Annotated in this window: 17 protein-coding genes; 7 read left to right on the forward strand and 10 right to left on the reverse strand. The window is 55.2% G+C overall.

Annotation, left to right across the window (positions count from 1 at the left end; all coding sequences use genetic code 11):
- Positions 1-4: 4 nt before the first annotated feature.
- From HBN79_RS14615 to HBN79_RS14640, 6 genes are all read right to left on the reverse strand, one after another.
- Positions 5-247 carry a hypothetical protein gene (locus HBN79_RS14615; RefSeq protein WP_078473475.1) on the reverse strand — a complete coding sequence of 81 codons (243 nt, stop codon included), beginning with the start codon at positions 245-247 and terminating at the stop codon, positions 5-7.
- 145 nt (positions 248-392) lie between these two features.
- Positions 393-587: a hypothetical protein gene (locus HBN79_RS14620; protein WP_153379739.1), complete on the reverse strand. Its 195-nt coding sequence runs from the start codon at positions 585-587 to the stop codon at positions 393-395.
- A 101-nt stretch (positions 588-688) separates the two neighbouring features.
- Entirely contained in the window at positions 689-2,386 is a 1,698-nt protein-coding gene (locus HBN79_RS14625) for a transporter substrate-binding domain-containing protein (RefSeq protein WP_346010142.1), read from the reverse strand.
- Between the two features lie 126 nt (positions 2,387-2,512).
- Positions 2,513-3,136, reverse strand: a complete 624-nt coding sequence (locus HBN79_RS14630; RefSeq protein WP_095001652.1) for a response regulator transcription factor — start codon at positions 3,134-3,136, stop codon at positions 2,513-2,515.
- Positions 3,137-3,527: 391 nt separating this feature from the next.
- Positions 3,528-6,290 (reverse strand): magnesium-translocating P-type ATPase, encoded by a 2,763-nt coding sequence (gene mgtA / locus HBN79_RS14635; RefSeq protein WP_095022879.1) that lies wholly within the window; start codon positions 6,288-6,290, stop codon positions 3,528-3,530.
- Between the two features lie 347 nt (positions 6,291-6,637).
- Positions 6,638-7,117, reverse strand: a complete 480-nt coding sequence (locus HBN79_RS14640; protein WP_095019296.1) for a sigma-70 family RNA polymerase sigma factor — start codon at positions 7,115-7,117, stop codon at positions 6,638-6,640.
- Between the two features lie 320 nt (positions 7,118-7,437).
- On the opposite strand from HBN79_RS14640, the gene dkgB reads away from it, so the two are divergent.
- Positions 7,438-8,241: a 2,5-didehydrogluconate reductase DkgB gene (dkgB, locus tag HBN79_RS14645; protein ID WP_095020885.1), complete on the forward strand. Its 804-nt coding sequence runs from the start codon at positions 7,438-7,440 to the stop codon at positions 8,239-8,241.
- A gap of 154 nt (positions 8,242-8,395) precedes the next feature.
- Here dkgB and zapE read toward each other — a convergent pair whose 3' ends face one another.
- Entirely contained in the window at positions 8,396-9,514 is a 1,119-nt protein-coding gene (gene zapE, locus HBN79_RS14650) for a cell division protein ZapE (RefSeq protein ID WP_095020886.1), read from the reverse strand.
- Between the two features lie 304 nt (positions 9,515-9,818).
- Here zapE and HBN79_RS14655 point away from each other — a divergent pair, with 304 nt between their 5' ends.
- From HBN79_RS14655 to HBN79_RS14665, 3 genes are all read left to right on the forward strand, one after another.
- Positions 9,819-10,073, forward strand: coding sequence for a DUF2790 domain-containing protein (locus HBN79_RS14655; protein ID WP_095001658.1), 255 nt, complete (start codon positions 9,819-9,821; stop codon positions 10,071-10,073).
- 285 nt (positions 10,074-10,358) lie between these two features.
- Positions 10,359-10,616 (forward strand): DUF2790 domain-containing protein, encoded by a 258-nt coding sequence (locus HBN79_RS14660; protein WP_095019298.1) that lies wholly within the window; start codon positions 10,359-10,361, stop codon positions 10,614-10,616.
- 112 nt (positions 10,617-10,728) lie between these two features.
- Positions 10,729-11,280 (forward strand): GNAT family N-acetyltransferase, encoded by a 552-nt coding sequence (locus tag HBN79_RS14665; RefSeq protein ID WP_095001660.1) that lies wholly within the window; start codon positions 10,729-10,731, stop codon positions 11,278-11,280.
- 86 nt (positions 11,281-11,366) lie between these two features.
- Here the strand turns inward: HBN79_RS14665 and HBN79_RS14670 are convergent, their stop codons facing one another.
- On the reverse strand, positions 11,367-11,642 hold the full coding sequence (locus tag HBN79_RS14670; protein WP_095001661.1) for a PepSY domain-containing protein: 276 nt from the start codon (positions 11,640-11,642) through the stop codon (positions 11,367-11,369).
- A gap of 164 nt (positions 11,643-11,806) precedes the next feature.
- Here HBN79_RS14670 and HBN79_RS14675 point away from each other — a divergent pair, with 164 nt between their 5' ends.
- Both HBN79_RS14675 and HBN79_RS14680 read left to right on the forward strand, forming a co-directional pair.
- Complete coding sequence (locus HBN79_RS14675; protein ID WP_095001662.1) at positions 11,807-12,808, forward strand: FecR family protein; 1,002 nt, start codon at positions 11,807-11,809, stop codon at positions 12,806-12,808.
- A gap of 202 nt (positions 12,809-13,010) precedes the next feature.
- The gene (locus HBN79_RS14680) at positions 13,011-13,397 is read left to right on the forward strand and encodes a fe2+ zn2+ uptake regulation protein (RefSeq protein ID WP_169916843.1); all 387 of its coding nucleotides are present in this window, start codon (positions 13,011-13,013) and stop codon (positions 13,395-13,397) included.
- Here the strand turns inward: HBN79_RS14680 and HBN79_RS14685 are convergent.
- Together HBN79_RS14685 and HBN79_RS14690 are read right to left on the reverse strand one after the other, a co-directional pair.
- Entirely contained in the window at positions 13,394-13,582 is a 189-nt protein-coding gene (locus HBN79_RS14685; protein WP_095020889.1) for a hypothetical protein, read from the reverse strand. The genes HBN79_RS14680 and HBN79_RS14685 overlap by 4 nt on opposite strands.
- A gap of 150 nt (positions 13,583-13,732) precedes the next feature.
- Positions 13,733-14,638, reverse strand: coding sequence for a LysR family transcriptional regulator (locus HBN79_RS14690; RefSeq protein WP_095001665.1), 906 nt, complete (start codon positions 14,636-14,638; stop codon positions 13,733-13,735).
- Positions 14,639-14,749: 111 nt separating this feature from the next.
- On the opposite strand from HBN79_RS14690, the gene HBN79_RS14695 reads away from it, so the two are divergent.
- Positions 14,750-15,745, forward strand: coding sequence for an aldo/keto reductase (locus tag HBN79_RS14695; protein WP_169916844.1), 996 nt, complete (start codon positions 14,750-14,752; stop codon positions 15,743-15,745).
- The last annotated feature ends 57 nt before the right edge of the window (positions 15,746-15,802 follow it).

Here is a 15,802-nt window from a genome sequence, read left to right on the forward strand (position 1 = left end):
CCAATCAAGACTCTATTAATTCAAGGGTCTCTTGGCTTGCTTCAATTACAATCTTATTTCCCTCTAAATGACCAACTCTCTCGCCAAACTCAAAAAGCAAATCATCGACCAGAATGCAAGTATCAGGACACCCTTTTAGACCACAGTCAAAACGGTAGAGCCTGCCAGCGACCAGAGCGCCCACGTCTTCGCCGTTGCGCAGGACAATGCAGGGAGTTTCAGGGTTGTAGACGAATTCCTTGTCCATGTGATTAGCTCCGTGTTTACGTTCTCACCTTACGTTAGCACCTAATTTCAAAATTTTCAGAGGATGTTCAAAAAACATCGAAAGCGTCACGACAGTATCAATATTGATACGAAATGATTCCCATCATCACAAACCCATGCTCCAATTAGGTGCATCGCAGAAGCGCAGTGTTTGCCCGCCTTACCATTTCCAACCATTCACTATGGTTGACTTGCCCTTCAAACTCGAGCTTCTCCGCCATGAACATTGCTTGGTCATATTTTTCTTCGGTCAACGGAAAATCATTTAAATGCTCTGCTACCCAAGCAGTAAAGGCGGGTGATAGTTCAGATTTTTCCATAATTAAATTCCCCATGACACTTATTCTTAGCACTTGGATTGTGTTTTTTCAAGCCTCTAAAAAATATTTTATGTCATAATCACTCACCTTTTTATACAAAATCATCCACTCATTGCATTCATGGGGGTGCGGATCTCATGACTCATGGTTGCGAGAAAGGTGGTCTTTGCGCGGTTTGCCGCATCGGCACTTTGCTTGGCAGCATTCAACTCATTCACCAGCTGCTGGCGCCTGCCTATGACTCTCTGCAAATAGGTAATCCATACAATGGCAACCAATAGCAACGCCGCGGCAATGGCAAACCCTCTTACAATCGCAGGACGGTTGCGCAGCCAGTAGCTCTCAACCTCTGGTGTGTCAGTGAACCAACGACCGGTCAGCTCACTCAAGTCTCCTGGAGTGATATTGAGCAAGGCCTTGTCCAGAATGGCGCTTAACTGCTGATCATTGCCGGCAGTGGCAAAACCGATCTGCTCGGGTTGAGTACCTACGGTGCTGGTGATTTTCAGCTGATTGTCAAAGCGTCGCGAAACCAGATAACGCGCATTGACCAACACGCTGATCGCGGCATCACCGCTTCCCTCTGCCACCATGGCCAGGGCCGCAGGCGGGTTGTCTGCTTCCTGAATCTGAACCTGCGGATAGTTCTGCGCAATAAAGTCGCGCAGTACATTGCCGCGAACCATCACGACACGCCCGCCAGCCATTTCATCCAGGGTTTGAGGTCCCTCTGAGCCGATACGGGAAATAAGCACAAAAGGGGTTGTGAGGTAGGGCCGGGTAAAGCTCAGTTGATTTTCTCGGGCGGTACTGCTCGTGATAGCCCCCAACACATCTGCCTTGCCCGACTTGACCAGTTCAATCCCCTGCGCCAGCGTATACACACGCACTGCCTCGAAATTAAGCCCTGTGCGTGTACTGATGCTGGATAAAAGATCGGCAATCAAGCCTTTGAACCTGCCTTGCTCATCAAAAAAGGACAGTGGCTGGAACGCATCATAAATTGCCACTTTTAACCGCGGATGCTCAGCTATCCAGCGCTGCTCGCTGGCTGCAGGGGTAAACTGCCATGGGGCATACGTTTTTGGCCCGTCGAAGCTCCAGCGGCGCAGAATTGTCATGCGGTCACTGGCTGGGATCGCCGCCAGCGCTGTATTGACGATACGCAGTAACCCCGGATTTTTACGATTCACCGCAAAGGCGAAGGGGTTGTCTTCCAGTCGCGAGAAATCGGCCAATTGCACATTGTTCAGGTAGTTCTTGTGAATCAGGTAACTGGCACTAATAAAATCCCCAAGATATACATCCGCTTGGCCAAACGCCACGGCGCCAATGGCCGTCAGGGTTGACGGATACAACTGCAAGCTAGCTTTGGGGTAGAAGTCCTGGACCTTCTGCGGCGGCAGGTAGTGATCGAGCATGGCCACACGCAGCCCCGCCAGATCAACTGGCGGACGCTCCTGGTTACTGCTGCGGGTCACCAGAGAAGGCGAATCGTCTGCGTACGCACGGCTTAACACCAGCTCAGGATATTGCGCTTCGAAACCATTGGAACTGCTCAACAAATCCAGCTCACCACCCTTGAGCGCTTCTATCGCCTGCGGCCTTGAAGGGTAACGCTTGACCACAATGTCAGTGCGTAGCAACTGCGACAGCAGTTGCGCGTAGTCGGCCGTCAACCCTTCAAAGTCCTGACCGTTTACCGTCATTTCAAAAGGACCGTAGTCAGGTGCGGAGATACCCAGACGCAAAGGTCCGTGTTGCTTGAGCCACTGCCTGTCTGATGGTTCAAGTGCCACGCTGTACGCCTCGACATTGGAGCGCCCCATCAATTGCAAGGTCTGTACTTTTGGGTCAGCGGCTGCAACGGGCTGTCCAAGAACCAGGAGCAGCCCTGCAAGCCCCAGACATTGAAGGATGTTCAATTAAATCAAATCATTGCGCTTGGCAAATTCAGCCAAGTAGACGACCGATTTTATATTCAACTTTTCGATCAGGCGCGCCTTGTAAGTACTGATGGTTTTGCTGCTAAGAATCATATCTTCAGCAATCTTCTTATTACTCAGGCCCCGGGCAAGCTGTTGCAGTATGTACAATTCTCGCGCCGACAAATTCTGTATCAATTCTATGTCGCTCATACTTGTATCACTGTTTCGCACTGAGCTGGCCGCCAAAAATGGAAAAAAGGTATAGCCGTCCATGATTACTTTTACCGCTCTCATCAACTCAGTGAGATCCTGGCCTTTGGTAATAAAACCTGCCGCCCCTGCTTTCATGCTCCGCTGCGAATAAAACAGGGGGGATTGGGACGTGACCACCAAAATGCGACTTTTAACCTCCGAAGCCCTGATTCTGTTGATCACCTCCAGACCATCCAGGCCTGGCATGGTGATATCAAGGATGATCAAGTCAACATTATGCTTGCGAGCCAATTGAACAGCATCGGCGCCATTGTCTGCTTCAGCCACGACTTCATGACCATCACTCTCCAGCAACAACTTCATCGCCGATCGAATAAGTGGATGATCATCAGCAATCAACACTCTCATACATTTAACCCTCTAGTAGTAAGCCGGGCATCAGCGTATGTCAGGCGTGAATGTATCGTTTTGAATAGGTTCAATTGGTTATTCTCAAAAAAACAACCGAATGAGTGATACTGAAATTATAGGATAAATCCTGCAATCAGCGTCCACCATTGCGACAATATTCGCGCATAACACACATAGCCCGTTCGCAATCGCGCCGCGCATAATCACTAATCGAATACGATTTACGAGAAGGGAAATAGCTACACGTCATGTGCGAATTTTCTTAATCTTCCAAATGGTTGTGGGTAAATCACTGCAGTCTGTTGATCCATCACACCGGCCCTTTAAGACCAGGGCCCACGCAAAGACAAAAGACTGCAGTTTTTCGGCCAACTGCCCCGGCCAGGCCTTATTGCCAGCCAAACCTGCGAATATAAAAGCTTTTCACGGCCTGGGTCAGCGCCATGTAAGCCAGTAAAATCACGGGCAAGAACACAAAGTACAGCGGCGGCAGCGCCTGCAATTTGAAGTAGCCCGCCAGTGGCCCCATCGGCAGGAAGATGCCCACTGCCATGATCACCCCTGTCATCACCATCAGCGGCATCGCTGCGCGGCTCTGCAGAAACGGGATTTTAGGCGTGCGAATCATGTGCACGATCAGGGTTTGAGTCAGCAACCCGACCACGAACCAGCCCGACTGGAAAAGGGTCTGGTGTTCAGGTGTGTTGGCCTTGAACACGTACCACATCAAGCCAAACGTCAGGATGTCGAAAATCGAACTGATCGGCCCAAAAAACAGCATGAAACGGCCTACATCCGCAGGCTGCCAGCGCTGTGGCTTTTTCAGCATTTCCTCATCGACGTTATCGAACGGGATGGCAATTTGTGACACGTCATACAGCAAGTTCTGAACCAGCAAATGCATTGGCAACATCGGCAAAAAAGGAATGAATGCACTGGCCACCAGCACCGAGAACACATTGCCGAAGTTCGAACTGGCTGTCATTTTGATGTACTTGAGCATATTGGCGAAGGTTCTACGCCCTTCCAGCACGCCCTCCTCCAGCACCATCAGGCTTTTCTCCAGCAGGATGATGTCAGCTGCTTCCTTGGCAATATCCACGGCACTGTCCACCGATATGCCGATATCCGCCGTGCGCAGTGCCGGAGCGTCGTTGATGCCATCACCCATAAAACCCACAACATGGCCATTAGCCTTGAGTAAACGCACGATGCGTTCCTTGTGCGTGGGTGTCAGTTTGGCAAATACGTTGGTGGTCTCCACAGCCACGGCCAGTTGGGCATCCGTCATCCGTTCAATATCATTGCCCATCAGCAAGCCTTGCTGCTCCAGGCCCACCTCACGACAGATCTTGGCCGTAACCAGCTCGTTGTCACCTGTCAGAACCTTTACCGCTACCCCGTGCTCGGCCAGGGCTTTAAGCGCCGGTGCGGTGCTCTCCTTGGGCGGGTCGAGGAACGCCACATAGCCAATCAACGTCAACTCCTGCTCATCACTCAGGCTGTAAGCGTCACGCCCATCAGCCATGGACCGCGCAGCCACGGCCACAACGCGCAAGCCCTCTTCGTTGAATGCCGCAGTCACTTGGCGAATGCGCACCAAGAGTTCATCGCCAAGAGTTTCTTCCTTCTCCCCATGACGAACTGTCTTACATACGGAGAGTACTTCCTCGACAGCTCCCTTACAGATCAGCAAGTGCGGCCGGTCCTGCTCGACCACTACCACCGACATGCGCCGACGGGTAAAGTCGAACGGAATTTCATCGACCTTGCTGAAGGCCGTCCCCACGTTCAATTCGCGGTGGACCTCGACGTGCTCCAGTACTGCCACGTCCAGCAGATTTTTCAACCCGGTCTGGTAATAGCTGTTCAGGTAGGCCATTTCCAGTACGTCGTCAGACTCCTGCCCCCAGACATCCACATGCCGGGCCAGAAAAATCTTGTCCTGTGTCAGGGTCCCCGTTTTATCGGTGCACAGTACATCCATCGCACCAAAGTTCTGGATGGCATCCAGGCGTTTGACGATGACTTTTTTACGCGACAGGAAGACGGCTCCCTTGGCCAACGTCGAGGTCACAATCATTGGCAGCATTTCCGGAGTCAGCCCCACAGCAACGGAAAGTGCGAACAGCAAGGCTTCAGTCCAGTCGCCCTTGGTGAAGCCGTTGATAAACAGCACCAGCGGCGCCATCACAAACATGAACCGGATCAGCAACCAGCTGACTTTGTTGACCCCGGCCTGGAATGAGGTCGCACCGCGCTCAGTGGTCCCGACGCGCTGCGCCAGAGCACCGAAATAGGTGTTATTACCGGTCGTCAGCACGACCGCAGTGGCGGCCCCGGACACCACGTTGGTGCCCATGAACAAAATAGTGTCCAGTTCCAGCGGGTTGCTGGTCTGGCTGTCGAGCTGACGCGCAAACTTTTCCACGGGCATGGATTCGCCCGTCATCGCGGCCTGGCTGACGAACAAATCCTTGGCGCTGAGCACCCGGCAATCTGCCGGGATCATGTCGCCAGCAGACAATACGATCAGATCGCCCGGCACCAACTGCTTGATCGGCAGCTCGATACGCTGCGCCCCCCTGATCTGGCGTGAGGCGCCGGAAAACTTGCCGAACACGGGCGAAGCGTCTGCACTGAAATCGCGACGCATCACCGTCGCGGTGTTGCTCACCATGTCTTTGAGCGCATCGGCGGCTTTGTTGGACTTGGCCTCTTGCCAAAAACGCAGCACGGTCGACAGCACCACCATGGTGCCGATCACCACCGCCGCCTGAATGTCATCAGTGGCCAGGGAAACTGCGGCCAGCAAGGTCAGCAGCAAGTTGAACGGGTTTTTGTAGCAATGCCACGCGTGTACCCAGGGGCTTAGCGGCTGCTCGTGTTCGATCTCATTGAGGCCGTGGCGATCGCGCAGCACATCGACCTCGGCGTCGCTCAAACCGTCGGTGTGGGTGCCCAGGTTGTCGATCAGTACCGCGCTGTCACTGTTGGCCGCGACCACCAGCATCTGTGCCAGCGTGGGTGGTACTTCGCGGTTGACCGTGGTGTTGGTCAGGCTGTCGAGCAGGACCAGACGCCGGAAATGCCGGCCAATATGGCGAGTCCGCAAAAAGCCGGCGAAAAATTCTTTCAGGGAGAGTTTCATGGTGCTGCTCCTGCGCCGCCTGCGCTCACGCCATGCAGAGTACCTGCGCAGCCGGCATTGATCTGAGGCCTTCGTTCATGGGGTCAAACTCGTGAGCGAGCCAAAAGGCACGCGCATGCAACGTGCTGCGACCTGCCACTGGAGGGGCGTAATCACATACGTTTCTGTGTCGATAAGTGGACTTGGGCAATCAGGCCAGAACAGCCCAACCAAGACGCCAACTGCTTATGCGCGACGTTTTCGAGATTAAACCTTGGTGGGGTTTGTGGTGTGCATATAAGAAAGTTCTTCAGGCGCAGTTCAGTTTCATCTCTGAAATGTCATGCAATCTGATTTTTTAGCGCCACTCAGGCGTTGTCCCACTGCCTGATACGGATTCGGCAATGCTTCATGGCGTTAACGATATGCTTCTCGACCACACTGCGCGATACCCCGAGGCGTTCGGCGATTTCAGGGTGCGACAGTCCTTCGATCTTGCGCAGCAGAAAACACTCGCGACACGCCGCAGGCAGCTCAGCCAGGGCTTTCTGGATCATGGCCAGGCGCTGGTCGTGGTCCATTAATAGTTGAGGCGAGGGGCTGTAAAAACGCTCTTCGCTATCCAGCACTTCCAGCGGTTCGGCCTGGCGCAGGCTGCTGCGGCGATGGCCGTCGATCACCAGATTAAGTGCAGTGCGATACAAAAAAGCACGTGGCTGCGCGATCGGCTCGTCGCCTGAACGCTCCAGCACTCGCACATAAGCGTCATGCACCACGTCTTCGGCCGCCTGGGCATTACCCAGCCTGGCACTCAAAAAGCCCACCAGTTCGCGATAGTAGTTTTCCAACAGGACTCCTGGCCGCAACAGCAGCGGCAACACTCCATGAGCGCAGAAACAGATCTAATGGGATAACGGCGTGATGATGGCACTTTTGTAGATGTAATTTATAGTAATTCTCATATAGATTTAAACCCCACCTCCTCAAACAACTGCGAAACATTCAGCAGCATCCCAATCGGCAAACCGCTAATGGGGTGGCAGTCGGGGGGGGGTCAGCTTAAGATTCATGATCTGTGGTCAAGAGTGCTTTGCTTGGCCAGCGGTTTTTCCGCCGGTGAAGGGCGAGGATACTCAACCTCATTCTTACGTCCACCAAGGAGATATCCATGACAGTTCCAGCATTTGGCCTCGGTACATTTCGCCTTAAAGGCCAGGTAGTCATAGACTCGGTCAGCAATGCCCTGGACCTGGGCTACCGCGCCATCGACACCGCACAGATTTACGAAAATGAAGCTGAAGTCGGCCAGGCCATTGCCGAAAGCGGCGTGGCGCGTGACGAACTGTTTATCACCAGCAAAATTTGGGTCAGTAATTTCGCCAGGGAGCAACTGATCCCCAGCCTTGAAGAGAGCCTGAAAAAACTGCGCACCGACCATCTGGACCTGACCCTGATTCACTGGCCGAGCCCTGACAATGCAGTGCCGGTAGCCGAGTTTATGGGCGCATTGCTTGAAGCCAAAGAAAAGGGCCTGACCCGGCAGATTGGCGTCTCGAACTTCACCATCGCCCTGATGAAAGAAGCCATTGCCGCGGTGGGCGCGGAAAATATCGCGACCAACCAGATCGAATTGCACCCCTACCTGCAAAACCGCAAAGTGGTGGAATTCGCACAAAGCCAGGGCATCCATATAACCTCGTACATGACCCTGGCTTACGGCGAAGTGCTTAAAGATCCAGTGATCATGGCCATTGCCGACCGCAATAACGCCACTGCGGCACAAGTGACCCTGGCCTGGGCCATGCAATTGGGCTATTCGGTGATTCCGTCTTCGACCAGGCGCAGCAACCTTGAGAGCAACCTCAAGGCCTGCTCACTGAAACTGAGCGATGACGACATGGCCCGGATTGCAGCCCTGGACCGCGGCCATCGCCTGACCAACCCGCAGAGCGTTGCGCCAGCGTGGGATTGACCTTGAATCCTTCAAGCCCCTTGTAGTCGCTGACGAGGAACGAAGGCTGCGAGCGGCTGGACACGTTCAGAAGGGGCACCCTCCCATTGCTTTCAAGCCCCCCTCGCAGCCTCGCTCCGCGAGTCAGCGACTACACGGCCCACGCAATCACGGGTTATTGGAGGCCAAACCGCTGCAACTGCATTTCCTGCAGCCGGCTCAAGGTGCGGCGAAAGGCAAACTCCAGGTACCCCTGGGTATACAAATGATCCATCGGCACCTGCGCTTCAATACACACCGGTACCTTGCGGTCATAGCACTCGTCGATCAGGGCAATAAAACGCCGCACACTGTCATCGTATTTTGACAGTTGCGGCAGCTCACGATCCCCCGCCTCGACCTTCACCGCCCCGTCTTCCGTACCACGGGCTATTTTGCCTTCGCGCTGCTCGGCACTCAGGCAGGGCACTTCGCTGAGCAACATGACCTTGTAACGATCACAAATCTGCATGAACTCAGTGGCCGCCAGCGGCTGCTCGCACAGCTCATGAAAATTGCACCACAGCACCCCATCACTGGCCTGCACCACGTTCAGCGAGCGATGGCCCACATCAATGGGTTGGTCAGACACCGCCTGGCCCTCGGTCAAGGATCTGAACACCGGCTCTATGGCACTCGGCCGGCCCGGCCCGGTCACCCAGTAACGCTGATGTGCAATGCCGGGATGCAGGCGGTGGTCTTCAATACCGTTTACCGCCACCACCTCCATATGCTTGAGAATCGCCGTAATACCGGGAGCAAAACGATCACGGTTAAAACCGTGACCATAAAGGTCGTTCGGTGGCTGGTTTGAGGTACAAACCAGCACCACGCCTTCATCGAACATCACCTGAAACAGACGCCCAAGAATAATCGCATCGGCAATGTCATTGACGAACAGTTCGTCAAAGCACAGCACCTTCACTTCCGCGCCCAGGCCTTTAGCCAGTGTCTTGAGCGGGTCCGCCGTACCGGTCAGCTGAAACAGGCGCTGATGTACCCATTGCATAAAGTGATGAAAATGCTGACGCCGTGCGGGCACCCGCAGGCTTTGATAGAACTGATCCATCAACCAGGTTTTGCCCCGCCCCACCGGCCCCCACAAATACACGCCATTGACCGGCTGCGCACCCGAGTGCAGGGCCTCATGGCAGCGCTGCAAGGCCTGGACTGCAACCCATTGGGCGGGGTCGTGGACAAAGCCCTGGTGTTCGACAGCTTGTTGATAGGCATTAAGGGGGGACACGACATTCATATCGATAAATGGCTCCTGAACCAGAGAGGCCAGTATGCCAGCCAGGAGACGACCCAGGCACTTGAAAAATAACGCAGGGCCCTCACATTGTTACCCATGTGGTAACAGAGCATTTTGCCATCAGCTATTTTTACTTTTGCAAATCAGCGTAACCTCACTCACATGACTCAACTATCAGTTGCACTTGAAACTCCGGTACTTCGTACGCACCCGGCGACCTTGCCGGGTGTCGTAACTTCTTCCCGCCTTATCGGCAAATGAAGTCAGTCAGCTTTAAATCTTGATTACTTTAGAGGCCAATCACATGAAAAATCTTATTGCACTGTTTCTCGCCGGTTTTGCCACATTGGCTGTTGCAGGTGAAACTTCCACTGTTCAGCCTGCGACTGTAGAACACTACCACTACGGTACCCAACTGGATATTGCGCGGGTGGTCAGCCTGTCCAACATACCCAAGGTGTGTGAAGTGGTACCGGCCACCATGGTCTATGAAGACTCCCAAGGCCAGCGCCACACCCTTGAATACCAGGTGATGGGCGACGGCTGCAGCACCCACTAAAGTTCAATGGTTGCACGCACGGATGCGACCCCAGCCCCCTCTTTGAGGGGGCTTTTTCGTGGTGCTGCGGAAAAAGCGTCGATTGTTACTGATCCGGAAAGACTCCATGACGATCTTTTGACTTTAATCAATACGCAGCGCGCGTATTCTATGTACATCCCTCAACGCAACACTGAAACAGGGCACGGTACTTCGTGTTACGCCACTTACTCCACGGCGTAACAACTTCGACCGCCACCATGGCAACTGAAGTCAGTGATTCGTGATTGTTTTAAGGTCTTATAAATGAAACGTTTGATCGCTCTTGCACTTATTGGCTTTTCTACCCTGGCGGCTGCTGACGAACTTCAAGTTACGCAACTACAACCGGTGGTCGAGCATTACACTTATGCCACCGACCTGGATATTGCCAAAGTTATCAGCGTGTCACCGGCTGCCGACGTCTGTGAAGTAGTGCCCGCACAAATGACCTACGAAGACCACCAGGGTCAGCGTCATATTCTTGAGTATCGCGTGATGGGCAATGGTTGCAGTAACGGCTGATATTATCGCCAGGCGCAACTATCCCCATACAGCCCCCGTTTAACGGGGGCTTTTTTATGGATGGCATTGCGCGGTACTCTCGACGCAAACCAATGGCAAGGAGCCACCCACGATGCAGCCCCTACCTACCCTCCAGACCTCGCGACTGGTACTGCAACCCCTGCAACTAAGCGACGCGCCCGCCATCCAGAGGCGCTTTGCCCACTGGCAAGTCGTGCGCTACCTGAATGCAGTCGTGCCATGGCCCTACCCGGACGATGGCGCACTGAGCTATGTGCGTGACGTGGCGCTGCCAGCCATGGCCCGCAGCGAAGAGTGGCACTGGACGATTCGCCTGTTAGCAGAGCCAGATGAACTGATTGGCAGCATCAGCCTGATGGATGCCGTGGACAACAACCGGGGGTTCTGGCTGGCGCCGCAATGGCAGGGTCAGGGGTTGATGAGCGAAGCCTGCGAGGTGGTCGATGCCTACTGGTTCAAGACCTTGCACCGCGCGTGCATGCACGTGCCCAAAGCGGCGCCCAATACGGCTTCACGACTTATTTCCGAGCGAGGCGGAATGCGCTTGATAGGCAGGGAAGAGAAAGACTTTGTCAGCGGCAGGCTGCCATGCGAGCTGTGGGGAATAACTCGCGAACAATGGTTGGCCCGGCAGAAAACCTGAGGCGTAAAAACACCCGACCCTGTCAAAACAAACGATCAGGGCCGGGTAGAAACGCTCAGTGCACGATTCGTTTCAGGTACCGGGAATCAGTCTTTCTTCTCGGAAATTACCTTACCGGTCGAATCGAAAATAATTTCGTATTCCAGGCCATCGACCTTCTTGATGCCTTCGGCCTTCCAGATACCGGCAGCCGGGTCCTGGGCTTCAATTTTCTTGATCACGGTGTAGCCGTTCTTGTTCTTGAGAACTTCGACCAACTCCTTGGAGAATGCCCAGTTCGGATCAACAGGCTGAGCCATCGCTGCACCGGCACCCAACAAAGCAGCAGTAGTGATCACAGCAGCAAAGGTTTTCTTCAACATTGTCTTAACTCCATTAATTGATGTTGCGTCTGGTACTCAATGTGACTGGAACAACCGTAGCAGAGAAAAACCCGGCCATAGGGCTAAATGACATGCTTTTGACATGGCTCATGTTCTCGTTAGCTCTGGCACGGGGTTAGAATGCGCAAAACCGGGAAATATCAATGAGTGAAACACGCCACACAGACGCTGAAAACGAGGCCATCACCGAAGCTGCGGCTCAGTGGTGCCTGCGTTTGCACGAGCCCGACTGCACCTGCCAGGAACGTGAAGCTTTCGCTGTGTGGCTAAATGCCAACCCCCTCCACGCGCTGGAATATGAAGCGATGCTGGATGTCTGGGACATCAGTGCGCACCTGACACGCCCGGCCCCCGCTCCAGCCCGGGTGGTTGCATTGCCTCCCGCACCGCGTCGCAGCACCTGGCAGCGCTTTGCCGTGGCCGCCGCCATTACCCTGCTCGCCCTTCCCGTGGCGGCCTACAGCGGCTGGCAACTGGGCTGGGTGCCCAATGCCCATGAGCGCTACAGCGCCGATGCCAGTGCCAGGACGGTGACACTGCCCGATGGCAGCCAGGTCGAACTCAACCTGGGCAGCCAACTGACCTTCAGTAACTACAAGGATCAGCGCCAGGTGACCCTGAGCAAGGGCGAGGCCTTTTTCAAGGTCAGTCACGACGCATCCCACCCGTTTCTGGTGCAGGCGGCAGAAGGCCAGGTGCGTGTCACAGGCACCCAGTTCAATGTGTGGATGTACGAAGACCAGGTGCGGATCACCCTGCTCGAAGGTTCGGTGCTGGTCACCAGCAACAAGCGCCTGAGTGGCGATGGCCTGCGGTTGGAGCCGGGCATGCAGGCGCGTTACAAGGCAGGCGACCATGCCGCGCAAATTGGCCCGGTCGCGGCCGTCACCTCCGAGCTGGCCTGGCGCAACGGCCAGCTGGTGCTGGACAACCTGTCACTGGCTGACGCCTTGCCCCTGATCAACCGCTACCTCGACACTCCCCTCGCCCTGGCCGACAGCGCCACCGGCAAACTGCGCATTGGGGGTGTATTCAATACCCGGGAAATCGATCATCTGGTGACCTCCCTGCCCAAAGTGTTGCCGGTATACCTGAGCCGCAACACCGAGGGTCGGCCGGTGCTGACTGCCCGCCAGGCCCTGTAGAGGGCCAGAGCATGCCCTTCACGATTAAAAAAATTTAATAATCGCTCCAAACCCCCGCCTACACTGGTCGCAAACGCGATTGAGACGAATTCACGACAAAATTTCTACATTTGAATGTTCATGATTTCTGTCGCTCATTCGTCTAGTTAAGTAAGAGCATTTTTTTCTTTTCCTGATCAGGCTCTGAAAAGGAGTTTTTTGCATGCATAACCAGCAAATACCAACGGATGGTAGAAACCCGCATCGCGAAGTCGATTTTCAGCCCGATACCGGGCTGCTGGAAGCGCTCGCGCCCTTGCAAGGCAACGAACGGATCCGCCACCTGCTCAAGTGTTTCGGGCTGCGTACCAGCCTGGTGCGGCTCAAGGTCATTGACGCGCTGTTAACGGCTGCAGGCAATGATCGCAGGCTGGGGGTGCGCGGCATGCACAGCCACTTGCAGGCGCTGGATATCCCGCTGTCATTCTTGAGTGTGCGCGAGGTACTCAAGCGCCTGTGCAGCGAAGGGGTGGTGGTACTCAACAGCGACAAGAGCTACAGCCTGCATCCACAGGCTGAAGCCGTTTTGACCGGCAAGATCGAAGCTTAGATCTTGGTCTTGCGGCGCATGACGCCGTTGATGACAACCACGACCACGGCCACACCGATGGCGATGTACTGGAACATCTTCTCGGTGATCATGCCGGCGTTTTGCAAGTAAGAAAGGCCGAACATGATGCCCAGAACCACCAGTGATATCAAAATCGAGTATTTCAAGCGCTGCGAAGGGGTCATGACCTGTTCCTGACAGTAAGTCCGTATACGAAAGCCGCCAACCGGGTCGGTTTTCATGGAGAAATTGAAAAAATCGGGCCCCATCTTACAGCCAAGCCAGCTTTTTGGCTGCCACCAACGAACATCCCGGGCCTGCCCTGCAGGCCCGGGCTAACGTTTGAAGGCACTCCCCGGCCGGGCACACAGGTCCACCAGCCAATCCACAAAGACACGTACCCGCGGCGACAATTGCCGATGGTGTGGATATAAGGCTGTTAACGCCAGCCGCGGTGGCAAACAGTCTCTGAGCACTTCTTGCAGGCGCCCTTCGCGCACCAGCTGCGCAACATGGTAATGGGGGGTTTGCACCAGCCCGTACCCCGCCACACACGCCGCCAGATACCCCTCGGCACTGTTGACCGCAAGCCGCTTGGGCAAGTCGACGAGGCGCACTTCATCATCGACCTGGAATTCCAGCCCGTAACGCTTGCCCGAGGCGCTGGAGAAATATTCCACCACCTGATGCCCGCTCAGGTCTTCGAGCGATTGCGGTACACCGCGAGCTTGCAAATAGGCGGGGCTGGCGCATGTCACCTGATCCATCTGCACCAGGGGCCGCGCCACCAGGGAGTCGTCCATGGTCAGTCCACCGCGGATCACACAATCCACACCTTCCCGAATCAGGTCCACCGGGCGGTCGTTGAGGCCGATTTCCAGTTCGATCTGCGGGTAACGGTCCGTGAACTCCGGCAAGGCCGGCAACACCACCAGACGCCCCACCGAAGCGGGCATCTCGACCCGCAGCGTGCCTTTGGGCTGGCTGCCGCGAAACAGCCCTTCGGCATCTTCAAGATCATCCAGCAGGTTGACGCAGCGCTGGTAGTACGCTGCGCCATCCAGGGTCGGACTGACCTGGCGAGTGGTGCGATGCAGCAGTTGCACGCCCAAATGCGCTTCCAGTTGCTTGATCAACACCGTCACCGATGCACGAGGTAATTGCAGACTGTCGGCAGCCTTGGTAAAGCCGCCCAGTTCAACGATGCGAGTGAAGACCCGCATCGCGTTGAAACGGTCCATAACCCCTCCATTGTTTAGAAATTACGAACAGTGATGGTGTATTTACCCTGTTTATCTTGCCACTGTCGAGGTGAAGAATAGCCCTACCCCACTCATTCAGGAGCACCTCGCATGCACACTCGCCAACTGGGTAAAGACGGACCTCAGGTCAGCGCTATTGGCCTGGGCTGCATGGGCATGACCGACTTCTACACCACCGGCAGCGACACCCGCGAAGCCGTGGCCACCCTGCACCACGCTCTGGAACTGGGCATCAACCTGCTCGATACCGCCGACATTTATGGGCCACACACCAACGAAGAACTGATTGGCCAGGCCATTCGCGGGAAACGCGAGCAAGTGTTTCTGGCCAGTAAATTCGGCATCGTCCGCGACCCGGCCAATCCGGCCTTTCGCGACATAAATGGTCGCCCCGAGTACATCCGCCAGGCCGTCGAAGGCAGCCTCAAGCGCCTTGGGGTTGAGACGCTCGATCTGTACTACCAGCACCGCATGGACCCGAACGTACCGGTTGAAGAAACCGTCGGCGCGCTGTCAGGTCTGGTCAAGGCAGGCAAGGTGCGTTATCTGGGCCTGAGCGAGGCATCGGTGGCGACCCTTGAACGAGCGCACAAAGTGCATCCGATCAGCGCATTGCAAAGTGAGTACTCGCTGTGGAGCCGCGACCAGGAAGGCAACGGTTGCCTTGAAGCCTGTCAGCGCCTGGGCATTGCCTTTGTGCCCTACAGCCCGCTGGGTCGGGGATTTTTGACCGGTGCGCTAAGAACCGTGGACGATTTTGCCGCAGACGATTTCCGCCGTTTCAATCCCCGTTTCCAAGGTGAGAACTTCGGCAAAAACCTGCTGTTGGTCGAACAAGTGCAAACCCTGGCTGCCGAAAAAGGCGTGACGGCCGGGCAACTGGCGTTGGCCTGGTTACTGGCACAGGGCGATTACCTGATCCCGATTCCGGGCACCAAGCAACGCAAGTATCTGCAGGAGAATGTGGGAGCGCTGGAGGTCAAGCTGAGCGCCAGCGAGCTGGCGGCACTGGAAAGCATATTCCCGGCCAGCGCCGTGGCCGGGTTGCGCTATGCCGAAGCAACGATGAAGCAGCTCACGCTCTGAGACTGCACTACCTTTACCCTATCCTGTGGGAGCGAGCCTGCTCGCGATACAGGCAAA

It is taken from the genome of Pseudomonas sp. WS 5051 (genome assembly GCF_012985715.1).
GTDB lineage: Bacteria > Pseudomonadota > Gammaproteobacteria > Pseudomonadales > Pseudomonadaceae > Aquipseudomonas > Aquipseudomonas bubulae.

Excerpts from the sequence above, each read along its gene's own strand:
- HBN79_RS14665 (WP_095001660.1), top strand. The coding sequence starts at position 10,729 with ATGCAGCCCCTACCTACCCTCCAGACCTCGCGACTGGTACTGCAACCC.
- HBN79_RS14660 (WP_095019298.1), top strand. The coding sequence starts at position 10,359 with ATGAAACGTTTGATCGCTCTTGCACTTATTGGCTTTTCTACCCTGGCG.
- HBN79_RS14685 (WP_095020889.1), bottom strand. The coding sequence starts at position 13,582 with ATGACCCCTTCGCAGCGCTTGAAATACTCGATTTTGATATCACTGGTG.
- mgtA (WP_095022879.1), bottom strand. The coding sequence starts at position 6,290 with ATGAAACTCTCCCTGAAAGAATTTTTCGCCGGCTTTTTGCGGACTCGC.
- dkgB (WP_095020885.1), top strand. The coding sequence starts at position 7,438 with ATGACAGTTCCAGCATTTGGCCTCGGTACATTTCGCCTTAAAGGCCAG.
- HBN79_RS14620 (WP_153379739.1), bottom strand. The coding sequence starts at position 587 with ATGGAAAAATCTGAACTATCACCCGCCTTTACTGCTTGGGTAGCAGAG.
- HBN79_RS14630 (WP_095001652.1), bottom strand. The coding sequence starts at position 3,136 with ATGAGAGTGTTGATTGCTGATGATCATCCACTTATTCGATCGGCGATG.
- HBN79_RS14655 (WP_095001658.1), top strand. The coding sequence starts at position 9,819 with ATGAAAAATCTTATTGCACTGTTTCTCGCCGGTTTTGCCACATTGGCT.
- HBN79_RS14615 (WP_078473475.1), bottom strand. The coding sequence starts at position 247 with ATGGACAAGGAATTCGTCTACAACCCTGAAACTCCCTGCATTGTCCTG.
- HBN79_RS14690 (WP_095001665.1), bottom strand. The coding sequence starts at position 14,638 with ATGGACCGTTTCAACGCGATGCGGGTCTTCACTCGCATCGTTGAACTG.
- HBN79_RS14670 (WP_095001661.1), bottom strand. The coding sequence starts at position 11,642 with ATGTTGAAGAAAACCTTTGCTGCTGTGATCACTACTGCTGCTTTGTTG.
- HBN79_RS14675 (WP_095001662.1), top strand. The coding sequence starts at position 11,807 with ATGAGTGAAACACGCCACACAGACGCTGAAAACGAGGCCATCACCGAA.
- zapE (WP_095020886.1), bottom strand. The coding sequence starts at position 9,514 with ATGAATGTCGTGTCCCCCCTTAATGCCTATCAACAAGCTGTCGAACAC.
- HBN79_RS14680 (WP_169916843.1), top strand. The coding sequence starts at position 13,011 with ATGCATAACCAGCAAATACCAACGGATGGTAGAAACCCGCATCGCGAA.
- HBN79_RS14695 (WP_169916844.1), top strand. The coding sequence starts at position 14,750 with ATGCACACTCGCCAACTGGGTAAAGACGGACCTCAGGTCAGCGCTATT.